Origin of the sequence: Pseudomonas sp. TH34 (assembly GCF_016650865.1) — a bacterium.
GTDB lineage: Bacteria > Pseudomonadota > Gammaproteobacteria > Pseudomonadales > Pseudomonadaceae > Aquipseudomonas > Aquipseudomonas yamanorum.
The window spans coordinates 203,833-218,149 of sequence record NZ_JAEKFB010000001.1 but is presented as its reverse complement, the minus strand read 5'-3'; the positions used below and the strand labels follow the sequence as shown (position 1 = coordinate 218,149).

General features: G+C 60.0%; 13 protein-coding genes. 9 read left to right on the top strand and 4 right to left on the bottom strand.

The window, feature by feature from the left end; all coding sequences use genetic code 11:
* Nucleotides 1-30 precede the first annotated feature (30 nt).
* From JFU58_RS00945 to JFU58_RS00935, 3 genes are all read left to right on the top strand, one after another.
* On the top strand, nucleotides 31-936 hold the full coding sequence (locus JFU58_RS00945; protein ID WP_063028192.1) for a DUF808 domain-containing protein: 906 nt from the start codon (nucleotides 31-33) through the stop codon (nucleotides 934-936).
* A gap of 34 nt (nucleotides 937-970) precedes the next feature.
* Entirely contained in the window at nucleotides 971-1,954 is a 984-nt protein-coding gene (locus JFU58_RS00940; RefSeq protein WP_093207576.1) for a GlxA family transcriptional regulator, read from the top strand.
* A 72-nt stretch (nucleotides 1,955-2,026) separates the two neighbouring features.
* Nucleotides 2,027-4,018 (top strand): FUSC family protein, encoded by a 1,992-nt coding sequence (locus tag JFU58_RS00935; protein WP_201139701.1) that lies wholly within the window; start codon nucleotides 2,027-2,029, stop codon nucleotides 4,016-4,018.
* 30 nt (nucleotides 4,019-4,048) lie between these two features.
* Here JFU58_RS00935 and JFU58_RS00930 read toward each other — a convergent pair whose 3' ends face one another.
* Nucleotides 4,049-4,837, bottom strand: coding sequence for an MlaA family lipoprotein (locus tag JFU58_RS00930; protein WP_003210582.1), 789 nt, complete (start codon nucleotides 4,835-4,837; stop codon nucleotides 4,049-4,051).
* Nucleotides 4,830-6,128 (bottom strand): serine protein kinase PrkA, encoded by a 1,299-nt coding sequence (locus JFU58_RS00925; RefSeq protein WP_010166231.1) that lies wholly within the window; start codon nucleotides 6,126-6,128, stop codon nucleotides 4,830-4,832. Before JFU58_RS00925 ends, JFU58_RS00930 begins: the two co-directional genes overlap by 8 nt.
* Before the next feature lie 236 nt (nucleotides 6,129-6,364).
* Here JFU58_RS00925 and JFU58_RS00920 point away from each other — a divergent pair, with 236 nt between their 5' ends.
* Complete coding sequence (locus tag JFU58_RS00920; RefSeq protein ID WP_063028197.1) at nucleotides 6,365-6,733, top strand: hypothetical protein; 369 nt, start codon at nucleotides 6,365-6,367, stop codon at nucleotides 6,731-6,733.
* A gap of 88 nt (nucleotides 6,734-6,821) precedes the next feature.
* On the opposite strand, the gene JFU58_RS00915 is transcribed toward JFU58_RS00920, so the two are convergent.
* Nucleotides 6,822-8,375: a glycoside hydrolase family 17 protein gene (locus JFU58_RS00915; protein WP_093210195.1), complete on the bottom strand. Its 1,554-nt coding sequence runs from the start codon at nucleotides 8,373-8,375 to the stop codon at nucleotides 6,822-6,824.
* A gap of 330 nt (nucleotides 8,376-8,705) precedes the next feature.
* Here JFU58_RS00915 and JFU58_RS00910 point away from each other — a divergent pair, with 330 nt between their 5' ends.
* From JFU58_RS00910 to JFU58_RS00900, 3 genes are all read left to right on the top strand, one after another.
* Nucleotides 8,706-9,557: a glycine betaine ABC transporter substrate-binding protein gene (locus tag JFU58_RS00910; RefSeq protein WP_026077970.1), complete on the top strand. Its 852-nt coding sequence runs from the start codon at nucleotides 8,706-8,708 to the stop codon at nucleotides 9,555-9,557.
* Between the two features lie 239 nt (nucleotides 9,558-9,796).
* Nucleotides 9,797-10,108, top strand: coding sequence for a DUF485 domain-containing protein (locus JFU58_RS00905; RefSeq protein WP_003210577.1), 312 nt, complete (start codon nucleotides 9,797-9,799; stop codon nucleotides 10,106-10,108).
* Nucleotides 10,105-11,763, top strand: coding sequence for a cation acetate symporter (locus JFU58_RS00900; RefSeq protein ID WP_003210576.1), 1,659 nt, complete (start codon nucleotides 10,105-10,107; stop codon nucleotides 11,761-11,763). The genes JFU58_RS00905 and JFU58_RS00900 overlap by 4 nt, the downstream gene beginning before the upstream one ends.
* 163 nt (nucleotides 11,764-11,926) lie before the next feature.
* Here the strand turns inward: JFU58_RS00900 and gltA are convergent, their stop codons facing one another.
* Entirely contained in the window at nucleotides 11,927-13,216 is a 1,290-nt protein-coding gene (gene gltA, locus JFU58_RS00895) for a citrate synthase (RefSeq protein WP_003210575.1), read from the bottom strand.
* 363 nt (nucleotides 13,217-13,579) lie between these two features.
* Here gltA and sdhC point away from each other — a divergent pair, with 363 nt between their 5' ends.
* Nucleotides 13,580-13,954, top strand: coding sequence for a succinate dehydrogenase, cytochrome b556 subunit (sdhC, locus tag JFU58_RS00890; protein WP_008433998.1), 375 nt, complete (start codon nucleotides 13,580-13,582; stop codon nucleotides 13,952-13,954).
* Nucleotides 13,948-14,316 carry a succinate dehydrogenase, hydrophobic membrane anchor protein gene (gene sdhD, locus JFU58_RS00885; protein WP_003210573.1) on the top strand — a complete coding sequence of 123 codons (369 nt, stop codon included), beginning with the start codon at nucleotides 13,948-13,950 and terminating at the stop codon, nucleotides 14,314-14,316. The genes sdhC and sdhD overlap by 7 nt, the downstream gene beginning before the upstream one ends.
* The last annotated feature ends 1 nt before the right edge of the window (nucleotide 14,317 follow it).

The window sequence follows — 14,317 nt, the reverse complement described above, 5'->3', positions numbered from 1 at the left end:
GCGCACTTTGAATCACGGGAAGCCTGAGCCATGGCAGGAAGCAGTTTGCTGGTATTGATCGACGACATCGCTGCGGTGCTCGACGATGTGGCGTTGATGACCAAGATGGCTGCGAAGAAAACCGCCGGCGTGTTGGGGGATGACCTGGCGCTGAATGCCCAGCAAGTCTCCGGGGTGCGCGCCGAGCGGGAGATCCCGGTGGTGTGGGCGGTGGCCAAGGGCTCCTTCGTCAACAAGCTGATCCTGGTGCCGGCTGCCTTGCTGATCAGCGCGTTTGCGCCGTGGGCGGTGACGCCGCTGTTGATGCTGGGCGGCGCTTATTTATGTTTTGAGGGCTTCGAAAAACTCGCCCATAGCTTCTTCCACAAGCGCACCGAAGAACAGGCGCACCTGGTGGAAGCCGTGGCGGATCCGGCCACGGACCTGGTGGCCTTCGAGAAGGACAAGATCAAGGGCGCGATCCGTACCGATTTCATCCTCTCCGCCGAAATCATCGCCATCACCCTCGGCACCGTGGCCGATGCGCCGCTGATGCAGCAAGTGATCGTGTTGTCGGGTATCGCCATCGTCATGACCATCGGCGTCTACGGCCTGGTGGCCGGTATCGTCAAACTCGATGACCTGGGCCTGTGGCTCACCCAGAAGCCCGGCCAGGCGGCGCGCAGCATTGGCGGGGCGATCTTGCGGGCGGCGCCGTACATGATGAAAAGCCTGTCGGTGATCGGCACGGCGGCGATGTTCATGGTCGGCGGCGGGATCCTGACCCACGGTGTACCGGTGGTGCATCACTGGATCGAGACGGTGAGCCAGAGCACCGGCGGGCTGGCGTGGTTGATGCCGACGTTGCTCAATGCCGTGGCAGGGATCATCGCCGGGGCCGTGGTGTTGGCGGTGGTCAGCGTGGTGGGTAACCTCTGGAAGCGGGCGAGGGCGTAGGCAATTGATCGAGCGACGGCAGTTCAGCGGGGGCATGAAAGGCAAGAACCTCCGTTACCTGAATGAAAGTCCCGGCGAGGCCCGTCAGACGGTGCGTGCGGGATTTGTGTTGCTCGAACATTTCTCGCTGCCGGCGTTTACCCAGGCGCTGGATACGCTGATCACCGCGAACCTGCTGCGGCCCGCGTCGTTTTCTACCTCGACCTTCGGCTTGCAGGAAGGCGAGGTGACCAGCGACCTGGGGCTGGTGATCCGGCCCGATGCGCGGCTTGAGTCTTCGGTGCTTAAAGAGTTGGACCTGCTGGTGATTTGCGGTGGCTATCGCACCGAACTGAAGGCCTGCGACGAATTCATCCATCTGCTGAAAAGCGCTGCGGAGCAGGGGGTGAACCTCGCCGGTTTGTGGAATGGTGCTTGGTTCCTCGGGCGTGCGGGTTTGCTGGGGGGCTACCGATGCGCCGTGCATCCGGAACATCGCCCGGCCCTGGCCGAGTTCTGCAAGGCGACCCAGGTCAGCAGCGAGCCGTATGTGATTGACCGCGACCGGTTGACGGCATCGAGTCCGTCCGGGGCGTTTCATATGGCGCTGGACTGGATCAAGGGGCTGTACGGTAAAGCGTTGGTGGAGGGGATCGAGGACATCCTGGCGTTTGAGGAGTCGCGCTACCGGCGGGTGAAACCGACTGAGAACGTCTGCTTGAGCGCGCCGTTGCGCGAGGTGGTCAACCTGATGGACGCCAACCTCGAAGAGCCTCTGGAACTTGAGCAACTGGCCGTCTATGCGGGCCGTTCCCGGCGCCAGTTGGAGCGCTTGTTCAAGGAGCAACTGGGCACCACACCTCAGCGTTATTACCTGGAACTGCGCATTACCGAGGCTCGCCGGCTGCTTCAACACACCGAGCTGTCCCAGGTGGATGTGTTGGTGGCTTGCGGGTTTGTCTCGCCGAGCCATTTCAGCAAGTGCTACAGCGCCTACTTTGGCTACAGGCCGTCCAAGGAAAAGCGGTTGGTCAAATAACCGCGACATTGGCATTCGCAAAAAATATAGATACGATGCTAATCATTAGCTTGCTATCTATATGCGGGTTCCATGAAATCTTCCACCTTTCAGCTCCCTGATTTCTGGCAAGCGACGCTGGCCCCCTCCCGCAACGATCTGCTGTTTGCCTTGCGCAACATGATCGCCGGCGGGGTCGCGTTGTACCTGGCCTTCTGTTTTGACTTGCAGCAGCCTCAATGGGCTTTGACCACGGTGTTTATCGTTGGCCAGTCCACCAGCGGCATGGTCTTGGCCAAAGGCGCGTATCGGCTGGTAGGCACGTTTGTCGGGGCCATGGTCTCCATCGCGATGATCGGCGTGTTTGGCCAGGCACCGCTGTTGTTCCTGCTGTGCATGGCGCTGTGGCTGGCGTTCTGTACCACTGGGGCTTCGCTGCTGCGCAATCACGCGTCCTATGGTTTTGTACTGGCGGGTTACACCACGGCGATTATTGCGTTGCCGGCTACCGCAGCACCTCTGGGGGTGTTCGATGAGGCGGTGGCACGCTGTCAGGAGATTAGCCTGGGGATCCTTTGCGCCTCCATCGCCAGCACGATTTTATGGCCCCGCCGGGTAGAGCAGGTGTTGGCGGTTCAAGCGCGGGCCGCGTGGCAGGCCGGAGTGCGCGCCGCGGCTTCGGAGCTGTTGGGCAATGATCAGCGTAAAGGGTTGCTCGAAGCGTTGAGCCGCCTGGTGGCGGTGGACAGCCAGCGCGACCACGCCTGGTTTGAAGGGCCCAAGGGCCGACGCCGCTCCCAGGCCTTGCGCGTGCTCAGCCGTGACCTGCTCAGCCTGCTGCGGGCGGCGCGGGGTGTGGCGCGCCAGCGGATGATGCTCGATGAGACGGCAGCGGTGGTGCCACTGATTGAAGAGGTGGCGGGTGCGTTGCAGCAGGAGCGTCTCGATGACCTGCCCGAGCTGGCGCAACGGCTTGGCCTGGTCTTGCAGGCTCCGCATCTTGGCCAGGAGGCGCACTTTTGCCTGATGCAACTGGCTCGAGTACTGCGTTTGATTGAGCTGGGGGGATTGACGCTGGTCGCGGTCGAAGAAGGCAGGGTGCCGCCCGGCGCGCCGGGGGCGATGTCCTGGCACCGGGATATTGAGCAGGGCGTGCTCGGTGGGTTGCGCAGTGCCTTGGCGTTCCTGGCGGTGGCGGCGTTCTGGATCTTTACGGCATGGCCTTCGGGGTTGGGCGCGGTGTCGATTTGTGGTGTGGTGCTGAGCCTGTTTGCGGCACGGGAAAACCCGTCGGCCTCAAGCCTGAATTTCCTCAAGGGCATTGCGCTTTCGATCCCGGTGGCGGGGTTTGTGTGCTTCGTGCTGTTGCCCGGCTTCGATGGCTTTCCCTTGTTATGCCTGGCGTTGGGCGTGCCGCTGTTTTTCGCTTCGCTGTGCATGAGCCGCCTCAAACTGGCGGCGACGGCTTCAGCGTTCTGCATTTTTTTCGTCAACAACGTCGGGCCCAGCAATGTGATGACCTACGACTTCGCCGCCTTCCTCAACAAGGCCATTGCGACGTTGGTGGGGGTCGGGATCGCCGTACTGGTGTTTCGGCTGATCCAGCTCAATCCCGGTGAGCATCACTATCGGCGGATGTTCAAGGCGTCGTTGTTCGACCTGGCGCAATTGACTTCCCGTCCCTTGGAACAGGCTGAAAGCTGGTTTGGCGGGCGCATGGCGGACCGGCTGATTCGCTTGTCGCGCTACAGCGAAACCTTGCCTGCTGATCGCCGTGCCCATTGGGACAATGGATTGCTCGGGCTGGACCTGGGGGATGAGTTGCTGGAATTGCGTGCCTGCCTGGCGGGCAGCCGGGGCGCGTTGGCGATTGAACGTGATCGCTATTTGCGGGCGTTGGAGACGGCGCTGGAGGAGGGTGGACCGAGCGTGGCGAATGAGTCACTGATGGACGCGGCCAGCGTTGCGATGCTTGAAGCCCTTGAGCAGCCTTCGGTGCTGGCTGAGCAGGACAGGGATATGGCCAGGGCGGCCGTGCTGCAATTGCGGTTTACGTGGCGGAAGTGGTGTCGGCGGGGGATGTAGGCGCTGGCAAGCCAGCGCCTACAGGGGGTATTACTCGGCGATCTGCAACTTGCGCGCCTCGGTGTACACGTAGCGCACCTTTTCATACTCGAACGGCGAGTTCATCTGGCCGTAGCGGAAGCTGGTCTGGTAGCGCTTGTCGACAGCACGCAGGGCCCAGATTTCCGGGTGGTTTTCGCTGACCTTGGACACGTTCAGGAAGTTGATCTCGGTCTCGGCGCCGTAGTCCACCAGCAGGCCGGTGGTATCCCGCAGGTTGGAGGGGCCGAAGAGCGGCAGCACCAGGTAGGCGCCACCCGGTACACCGTAGAAGCCCAGGGTCTGGCCGAAGTCTTCGCTCTGGCGCGGCAGGCCCATGGCGGTGGCCGGGTCCCACAAGCCGGCGATGCCGATGGTGGTGTTGAGCAGCAAACGCCCGGTGGTTTCCAGGGAACGGTGGCCCTTGAGCTGCAGCAGGCTGTTCAACAGGTTGGGCACATCCCCCAGGTTGTTGAAGAAGTTGCTGACGCCGGTGCGCAGGAAGCTTGGGGTGACATAACGGTAACCGTCCACCACCGGCAGGAACACCCACTGGTCGAAGCGGTAGTTGAAGTGGTACACCCGACGGTTCCACGACTCCAGCGGGTCGTAGACATTCAGGGCGTTGACCGACGAACGCTCGAACTCACGCTGGTCCAGGCCGGGGTTGAACTTGAGATGGCTCAGTGGCTCCTTGAAGCCGTCGGAGTCCACTACAGTCGGCGTGTGGGCCTTGCTGTTGTCGGCATTGGCCACGCCCGCGCACATCAGGGCGGCGAGCAGCAGAAGATATTTAGCCACGGAAGAACTCCAGCATGGCGTCGGCGTTGACGCGGTAATTGAGGTTGCCGCAATGGCCGCCCAGGGGGTAGACGGTCAAGCGATCGCCGAAGGTTTTACGCAGGAAGCCAAGGTCGCCCGGGCCCAGGATCACGTCGTCGGCGTTGTGCATGACGGCGATTTTCGGGCTGTCGTGCAGGTAGTCCTTGAGGGCATACAGGCTGACCTGGTCAACCAGTTGCAACAGGCTGCCACCGTCGGAACGGGCACGCCACATCGGGATCACCTGTTCGGTGAGGTAGCAGTCGAAGTCGCACTGCAGCGCACGCTTGAGGAACGGGGTGAGGCTGGTGCCTTCGCTGATCGGGTACTTGGGCGGGATGATCAGGCCGCGGCGGTTGATCAGGTCCGAGGTGAAGGCAATGTCGGCAGCCGAGAAGCGGAACGAAGTGCCGATCAGCATCGCCATCTGTTCGTTGGTCAGGTGTTCCTTGGAGTTCTGGAAGTCGTAGAGCAGTGCATCGTTGAGGTCGATGTAGCCCTTTTGCTGGAAGTAGCGGGTCAGCTTGTTCAACACCAGTTCATAGAAGGTGGTGCTGTTGTTGATGCCCTTCACTTCGGTCTGCACCAGCTTGTCGAGGTTGGTGATCGAGGTATAGAGGTTGACCGGCGGGTTCAGCAGCAGGACTTTCTTGAAGTTGAAGCTGCGACGGGTTTCGTCCAGCTTGCTGACAAAGGCTGCGTCGAGGGCGCCGAGGCTGTAGCCGGTGAGGTAGAAGTCGGTCACGGGCAGCGTCGGGTTTTGCGCACGTACGGCCTGCATCACGCGGTACATGTCTTCGGCGTCTTCCTGGCTGATGCCGGGTGTGGCGAAGCGCGAGGCGGCGGCGATGAAGTCGAAGCTGGTGGGGGACGACAGCTGGACGACGTGGTAACCGGCCTTGTAGTACAGCTTTTTCAGGTATTCGTTGATGGTGCTGTCAAAGCGTGCGCCGGTGCCGGCGATCAGGAAGATCAGCGGTGCGGCGCGGTCTTGCTTGGCGATGCGGTAGGTGAGTTTCTTCACTGCCCAGAAATTGTCGGGCAGGCTGAATTCACGCTCGGGGCGCATCGTCAGGGTGTAGTCGGACTGATTGATTTCATCGTCGGACGGCAGTTCCGGCCGCAGGTTCGGCGGGGTGGTCGCGATGGTCGCTTCAAATGGGTTGGTCAAAGGGTAGCCATAGCTGGCCTGGTCGATATCGACCGCCAGTGCTGACGCACTCAGAAAAAGGCTGCCCAACAGGGCCGCACAGCGCAAGGAACGGAGCATGACTAAATCCCTAAGAGGAAAACGTGCTGAAGTGGAGTTCGCAGGCTATGACCACCGCGTTGCTGCCGAAGTGCCAGCCTTCGGCACGAAAAGTCGGAAAAAACGTCGGAATCGGGGTAATAGTAGCCAGACGATACACTTTGGCACGCACTAATGAATACTTATCTGTTTCCAAGCCTTGCCAACGGCTGCCGGGGGATTAAGCTGGGCGCCGTTTTCGTCTATCGGAGTGCCTCATGTCCCGCCGTTTTCCGCTGATTCTGTTGCTTATTGCCCTGCCGCTTTGGCTGGCCGCCAGTTATGGCGCGCGTTACGGATTCATGGAGGACGGCCGCTGGGTGGGCATTTGTGCTGACGAGGCCAGCCGCTGGGAATGCCAGGTGCGTTCCAACCTGGGGCTGATGATTCACTTCAAGGTGCTGGGCTGGGCGGCGTTGATCACGTCGGTGCTGGCGTTTTTTGTGCCGGGCCGAGCCGGGTGGGGGTTGGCGGTGTTGGCGCTGGTGTTCGGGTTTCCGGCGTTGGCGTTGTACAACACGACCTTTGCGGTGTTTGCGGTGGTGATTGCGGGGTTGCGGTTGGTCAGGGCGCCTCGGGCAGCCTGACAGGGCACCATCGCAGGCAAGCCAGCTCCCATATTTGATCGTGTTCACAGATCCAAATGTGGGAGCTGGCTTGCCTGCGAAAGCGGTCTTAAGCCTTGCGCACCCGCAAGCATCGCCACAACGCTACAACCATGAGCAGGCTCACCACTGCCCAACCCCACGCCTGTTGGTTCATCAGCCCTTCACGGAACAGCTGCGGCGCAATACCGGCACCGATGATGAACGCCAGCAGCGCAATCTCCCGCCGCAGCCCGCTCACCGGACGTACCAGGTACACCAGCGCCGGCAATACCAGCGCGGCACTCGGGAAGCTGCGATAACGCGGGTCAAACACCAGCGCCAGCATCATGACCGCACCGGCGAACCCGGCGATTGCCACCAGCCAGCCAGCGCGTTGCTCGATCCAGTTGAAGGCGCGTTCACGCCAACCTTCTCGTGCACTCAACGCCAGGGCGGCGTGAGCCAGTACCGCAAGGTTCAAGGCCACCAGCAATCCAGCCCACACCCACTCATCGGTGAAGCGCGCTGTGACCCGGTTCAATTCGCCCCAGGTGCCGATTGAGCAGGCAGCGACGGCACCGAGCAACGGCAACACCAACGCAGCACGGGTGGTGCGTACGCGGCCGCCCAACAGCAGCGTACCCAGCAGGATAATCCCGCCAACCCCCAGCCAAACCGGCCAGTACGGCACATTGGTCACCGGGCCGGCGAGAACGCCCTTGTCCTGGCGATCCGCATCGAACAGACCCCAGTAACCACCCACAGCACCTTCGCTGGCGCGTTTCCACGGCTGGTCAAACGCTTCGATCAGGTTGTAGTGCCAGCCATTGGCTTCAGCCATGGCCACGAACCCGCGCATGAACTTGGCTTCGTTGACCCGGCTCGGCACTGCGGTTTCCCGCTGACGGCCTTCGCTCGGCCAGCCGGTCTCGCCGATCATCACATCCTTGGGGGCGAACTTGTTGCCGAAGGTCTGGCGCACATCGCCCACGTGCTTGAGCGCCTGGTCGATGCCCGACGGGTCATCTTCCCAGTAAGGCAGCAGGTGGATGGTCAGGAAGTCCACGGCCGGGGCGATTTCCGGGTGTTGCAGCCAGAACTCCCACACATCGGCGTAGGTGACCGGTTGCTTGATATGGTCCTTGACGTGATGGATCAGCTTGACCAACTGCCCGGCGGTGACTTCCTTGCGCAGCAGGGTTTCGTTGCCGACGATCACCGAGGTGACGACGTCGGGGTTGGCATTGGCCGAAGCGATCAGTGCCTCGACTTCCTTGGCGGTGGCCACCGGATCACTGCTGACCCATGCGCCGCTCATCAGCTTCAGGCCGTGTTTGCGCGCCAGTGCCGGCAAGTCTTCAAGGCCGGTCTGGGAGTAGGTGCGGATGCATTCGAAACGGGTGGCCAGCAACGCCAGGTCGGCGTCCATGCGCTCGGGGCGCAGTTTGAACGGCTGGTCGAACGGCGATTGGTCTTTGTCGAAGGGCGTGTAGGACGCACATTGCAGCTTGTGGCTGGCGCTGGCCACGTCCGGCAGCACCACCGGTTGGCCAAGGCCGTACCAATAGCCGCCGAGGGCCAGCACACCGAGGATCAGGGCAAATAAATAGGGCAGGAGCGGGAAACGTGCAGTCGCGGGCATGATCAGGCCGTCTGGGGGCAAAGGCGCGCATCTTACCCGGATTTGAGCCGTCCCAGTGGGGCCGCATAATTTTGACATGCAAAGTTCGGGCGGGATCGTCGGTGAATATCCTACAAATCATCCTGCTGGCGATGTGATGTCGTTTCTTGCTTACCTGAGGTCGCAGTCAGAGCAGGTCGCTTGTGGCAGCAGGTTGATGATCGAAGTGTCAGCCCTCCACTGACGAGGCACCCACGTGATTGATGCGCGTGAAGGGGGCGCGGTGCACCACATAACAACAGGTTGACGTCGCTCGGCATCCGCCGGGCGCAGCACTTTCGGGGAAGCACTATGAAGATGCGACGACTCTTGGGCGCAGCTGCCACTCTGGTAGTTGCGATGAGCTCCACACTGGCCAGCGCCGACAGCAAAACCCTGAGCATCGGCTATGTGGATGGCTGGTCAGACAGTGTCGCCACCACCCACGTGGCGGCAGAAGTGATCAAGCAAAAGCTCGGTTATGACGTGAAACTGCAAGCGGTCGCCACCGGGATCATGTGGCAAGGCGTGGCCACCGGCAAACTCGACGCCATGCTCTCCGCCTGGCTGCCGGTGACCCACGGTGAATACTGGGCCAAGAACAAGGACAAGGTGGTCGACTACGGCCCCAACTTCAAGGACGCCAAGATTGGCCTGATCGTGCCTGAGTACGTGAAAGCCAAATCCATCGAAGACCTCAAGACCGATACCACCTTCAAGAACAAGATCGTCGGTATCGACGCCGGTTCAGGCGTGATGCTCAAGACCGATGAAGCGATCAAGGCCTATGGCCTGGACTACAAGCTGCAAGCCAGTTCGGGCGCGGCGATGATCGCCGAGCTGACCCGTGCCGAAGACAAACAGGAATCCATTGCGGTCACCGGTTGGGTGCCACACTGGATGTTCGCCAAGTGGAAACTGCGTTTCCTGGACGACCCAAAAGGAATTTATGGTGCTGCTGAAACCGTCAACAGCATCGGCAGCAAAGGCCTGGAAAAGAAAGCCCCGGAAGTCGCGGCGTTCCTGAAGAAATTCCAGTGGGCCTCCAAGGATGAAATCGGCGAAGTCATGCTGGCGATCCAAGAGGGCGCCAAGCCTGAAGCGGCGGCCAAGGATTGGGTGGCCAAGCACCCTGAGCGTGTCGCCGAGTGGACTGCTAAATAAGACCCTTGTGGGAGCTGGCTTGCCTGCGATGCAGACGTCTCGGTGCACCTGATGTATCGAGGTGATCTCATCGCGGGCAAGCCCGGCTCCCACATTATTTCGCCCCGCCAATTATTCCTGCGCCTTCAATATCCCTCGCTACACTCCTTCTACTACTAAGGTCGTCTGGAACCTGTTCCGCAGCCGCATACAGTGGATATGTTCCAATAATAAAAAGCTGTGCTGCGAGGATAAAAACAATGAACGACAGCATTTACCTCTCGATTCAAAACAGCCCGCGTTTCAAGGAGCTGGTTAGTAAAAGGGAAAGATTCGCCTGGATTCTCTCGGCGATCATGCTAGGGCTGTACTCCGCTTTCATTCTTCTGATTGCCTATGGGCCGCAAATACTGGGGGCCAAGATCAGCCCCGGTTCGTCCATCACGTGGGGGATCCCTATCGGGGTCGGGCTGATTGTGTCGGCCTTCGTCCTCACCGGCATCTATGTACGACGCGCCAACGGCGAATTCGACGACCTGAACAATGCGATTCTCAAGGAGGCTGCGCAATGATCCGTCGTCTATTGGCTGTACTCGGCGCCTCGGCTTTTGCTCCTGCCGTTTGGGCGGCCGATGCATTGACCGGCGAAGTGCATAAACAACCGCTGAATATCGCAGCGATCCTGATGTTCGTGGCCTTTGTTGGCGCGACCTTGTGCATCACCTACTGGGCGTCCAAGCGCAACAAGTCGGCGGCCGACTACTATGCGGCCGGCGGCAAGATCACCGGGTTCCAGAACGGTTTGGCAATTGCCGGTGACTACATGTCGGCGGCGTCCTTCCTGGGGATTTCCGCGCTGGTGTTCACCTCCGGCTACGATGGCCTGATCTACTCGATCGGCTTCCTGGTGGGCTGGCCGATCATTCTGTTCCTGATCGCCGAGCGCCTGCGTAACCTGGGCAAATACACCTTTGCCGACGTGGCGTCCTACCGCCTCGGGCAAACCCAGATCCGCAGCCTGTCGGCCTGTGGCTCTTTGGTGGTGGTGGCGTTCTACCTGATCGCGCAGATGGTCGGCGCGGGCAAGCTGATCCAGCTGCTGTTCGGCCTTGATTACCATGTTGCGGTGATCCTGGTGGGCATCCTGATGTGCCTCTATGTGTTGTTCGGCGGCATGCTGGCGACCACCTGGGTGCAGATCATCAAGGCAGTACTGCTGCTGTCCGGCGCCTCGTTCATGGCGCTGATGGTGATGAAACACGTCAACTTCGACTTCAACATGCTGTTTGCCGAGGCGATCAAGGTTCACCCTAAAGGTGAAGCGATCATGAGCCCGGGCGGCCTGGTGAAAGACCCGATTTCGGCGTTCTCCCTCGGCCTGGCACTGATGTTCGGTACCGCCGGCCTGCCGCACATCCTGATGCGCTTCTTCACCGTGAGTGACGCAAAGGAAGCTCGCAAGAGCGTGCTGTATGCCACCGGCTTCATCGGCTACTTCTATATCCTGACCTTCATCATCGGCTTCGGCGCGATCCTGCTGGTCAGCACCAACCCGGCGTTCAAGGATGCTGCAGGTGCCTTGCTCGGCGGTAACAACATGGCGGCGGTGCATCTGGCCAACGCGGTGGGCGGCAGTATCTTCCTGGGCTTCATCTCGGCCGTGGCGTTTGCCACCATCCTGGCAGTGGTTGCCGGTTTGACCCTGGCGGGTGCTTCGGCGGTGTCCCATGACCTGTACGCCAGCGTGATCAAGAAAGGTAAGGCCAACGAGAAGGATGAGATTCGGGTATCGAAGATCACCACCATCGCCCTGGCAGTGCTGGCGATTGGCTTGGGCATCCTTTTTGAAAGCCAGAACATTGCGTTCATGGTAGGCCTGGCGTTCTCCATTGCGGCGAGCTGTAACTTCCCGGTGCTGCTGCTTTCCATGTACTGGAAAAACCTCACCACCCGCGGTGCAATGATTGGTGGCTGGCTGGGCTTGATCAGCGCCGTTGGCCTGATGATCCTCGGCCCAACCATCTGGGTCTCGATCCTGCACCATGAGAAGGCGATTTTCCCTTACGAATACCCGGCGCTGTTCTCGATGATCATCGCGTTCATCGGCATCTGGTTCTTCTCCATCACCGACAAGTCGGCGGCGGCAGAGAAGGAGCGTGCGCTGTACTTCCCGCAGTTTGTGCGTTCGCAGACTGGCCTGGGGGCGAGTGGGGCGGTAAGCCACTAAGCGTGTAACCGTTACAAAAAAAAGGCCCCGGTCGTGAGATCGGGGCTTTTTTTTGCCTTTATTGGTAACGAATACGACAAAACTGTTTCTCAAATCCGGCACAAATAAAAACGGCCTCCCTATCAAAGGAGGCCGTTTTCGGTGTGGCCAAGTAGCGGTTAGCTTACTTGCGGTCTTCCAGCTTGGTGATGTCACGCGACTCGTAGCCGGTGTACAGCTGGCGCGGGCGGCCAATCTTGTACGGGCTGGAGAGCATTTCTTTCCAGTGGGAGATCCAGCCCACGGTCCGCGCCAGGGCGAAGATCACGGTGAACATGCTGGTTGGAATGCCGATCGCCTTGAGGATGATCCCCGAGTAGAAGTCGACGTTCGGGTACAGCGAGCGCTCGATGAAGTACGGGTCGGTCAGGGCGATCTCTTCCAGGCGCATGGCCAGTTCGAGTTGCGGATCGTTCTTGATCCCCAGCTCCTTCAACACTTCGTCGCAGGTCTTCTTCATCACGGTGGCGCGCGGGTCGCGGTTCTTGTAGACCCGGTGACCGAAGCCCATCAACTTGAACGGATCGTTCTTGTCCTTGGCCTTGGCGATGAACTTGTCGATGTTGGATACATCGCCGATTTCATCGAGCATGGTCAATACGGCTTCGTTCGCACCGCCGTGGGCAGGGCCCCACAGTGCGGCGATACCGGCGGCGATACAGGCGAACGGGTTGGCACCCGAAGAGCCCGCCAGGCGCACGGTAGACGTCGAGGCGTTCTGTTCGTGGTCGGCGTGGAGGATGAAGATCTTGTCCATCGCGGCGGCCAGCACCGGGCTGATCGGTTTGATCTCGCACGGGGTGTTGAACATCATGTGCAGGAAGTTTTCCGCGTACGTCAGGTCGTTGCGCGGGTACATCATGGGTTGACCCATGGAGTACTTGTAAACCATTGCGGCCAGGGTAGGCATCTTGGCAACCAGGCGGATCGCGGAGATTTCGCGATGCTGCGGGTTATTGATGTCCAGGGAGTCGTGATAGAAGGCCGACAGGGCGCCGACTACGCCGCACATGACGGCCATTGGGTGGGCGTCGCGACGGAAGCCGTTGAAGAAGGTCTTCAACTGCTCGTGAACCATGGTGTGGTTCTTCACGGTGCTGACGAACTGGGCCTTTTGCTCGGCTGTTGGCAATTCGCCATTAAGCAGCAGGTAGCAGGTTTCCAGGTAGTCCGACTGTTCAGCAAGCTGTTCGATCGGGTAGCCGCGGTGCAGCAAGATACCGTTATCACCGTCGATATAGGTGATCTTCGACTCGCAAGAGGCGGTCGACATGAAGCCTGGGTCAAATGTAAAACGGCCCGTGGCCGTCAGGCCCCGTACGTCGATAACATCGGGACCAACGGTGCCGGTTAAAATGGGCAGCTCGACGGGGGCTGCGCCCTCGATGATCAACTGCGCTTTTTTGTCAGCCATGTGGCCTCCTATTTATGCTTCAAATCATCAGACAGACCCCCCACGCAGGGCCCGCACCACTATAGTGAGATAAATTCAGATGTCAATTTGCCTAAAGTCTTGCTCCAGAAGGCTTTAACCGTACTTTTTCCTCGAAATTACCTGCCATTTACGCCTTTTATGCCGCCAGCGCAATGCGCTATTAGGGTGAGGAGTGCGCGTTGTCATTAGTTGCCTAACTGTCTATACTCGGCCTCCGACCGCCAGGGGCTTTTGGGCCCGTTTTGATGGGGGTCGCACTCCCTGGGTGGTGGTTACCTGACCAGTGCACTCCCCAACAACTTTGCCCTGATTGTTAGGGGCTCTTCAGTGTGAAAAAAAGCCGTGAATAGCCAACGACCTGTAAACCTAGACCTAAGGACCATCAAACTCCCCATCACCGGCGTAACGTCGTTCCTGCACCGTGTATCCGGCATCATCCTGTTTCTTGGCCTGGGCATCATGCTTTATGCATTGAGCAAATCCCTGGGTTCGGAAGAAGGGTACGCCGAGGTGAAGGCATGCTTGACCAGTCCGCTGGCCAAATTCGTCGCCTGGGGCCTCCTGTCCGCTCTGCTTTATCACCTTGTGGCCGGTATTCGCCACTTGATCATGGACATGGGTATCGGTGAGACGCTGGAAGGCGGCAAGCTGGGCTCGAAAATCGTCATCGCCATTTCCGTGGTGCTGATCGTTCTGGCGGGAGTTTGGATATGGTAACCAGCGTTACGAACCTGTCGCGTTCGGGCCTCTATGACTGGATGGCGCAACGTGTGTCTGCGGTTGTTCTCGCGGCTTATTTCATCTTCCTGATCGGGTACCTCGCGGCGAACCCTGGCATTGGCTACGCCCAATGGCACGGCCTGTTCGCTCATAACGGGATGCGCATCTTCAGTCTGCTGGCCCTTGTAGCCCTGGGCGCTCACGCCTGGGTTGGCATGTGGACCATCGCGACCGACTACCTGACGCCGATGGCGCTGGGCAAGTCCGCGACAGCAGTACGGTTTCTCTTCCAGGCAGTATGCGGCGTCGCGATGTTCGCTTACTTCGTCTGGGGTGTGCAGATTCTTTGGGGTATCTGAT

Bases quoted from the DNA above. Each gene is read 5' to 3' on its own strand.
- JFU58_RS00945 (WP_063028192.1), top strand. From the start codon at position 31: ATGGCAGGAAGCAGTTTGCTGGTATTGATCGACGACATCGCTGCGGTG.
- JFU58_RS00940 (WP_093207576.1), top strand. From the start codon at position 971: ATGAAAGGCAAGAACCTCCGTTACCTGAATGAAAGTCCCGGCGAGGCC.
- JFU58_RS00935 (WP_201139701.1), top strand. From the start codon at position 2,027: ATGAAATCTTCCACCTTTCAGCTCCCTGATTTCTGGCAAGCGACGCTG.
- JFU58_RS00925 (WP_010166231.1), bottom strand. From the start codon at position 6,128: ATGCTCCGTTCCTTGCGCTGTGCGGCCCTGTTGGGCAGCCTTTTTCTG.
- JFU58_RS00920 (WP_063028197.1), top strand. From the start codon at position 6,365: ATGTCCCGCCGTTTTCCGCTGATTCTGTTGCTTATTGCCCTGCCGCTT.
- JFU58_RS00915 (WP_093210195.1), bottom strand. From the start codon at position 8,375: ATGCCCGCGACTGCACGTTTCCCGCTCCTGCCCTATTTATTTGCCCTG.
- JFU58_RS00910 (WP_026077970.1), top strand. From the start codon at position 8,706: ATGAAGATGCGACGACTCTTGGGCGCAGCTGCCACTCTGGTAGTTGCG.
- JFU58_RS00905 (WP_003210577.1), top strand. From the start codon at position 9,797: ATGAACGACAGCATTTACCTCTCGATTCAAAACAGCCCGCGTTTCAAG.
- JFU58_RS00900 (WP_003210576.1), top strand. From the start codon at position 10,105: ATGATCCGTCGTCTATTGGCTGTACTCGGCGCCTCGGCTTTTGCTCCT.
- gltA (WP_003210575.1), bottom strand. From the start codon at position 13,216: ATGGCTGACAAAAAAGCGCAGTTGATCATCGAGGGCGCAGCCCCCGTC.
- sdhD (WP_003210573.1), top strand. From the start codon at position 13,948: ATGGTAACCAGCGTTACGAACCTGTCGCGTTCGGGCCTCTATGACTGG.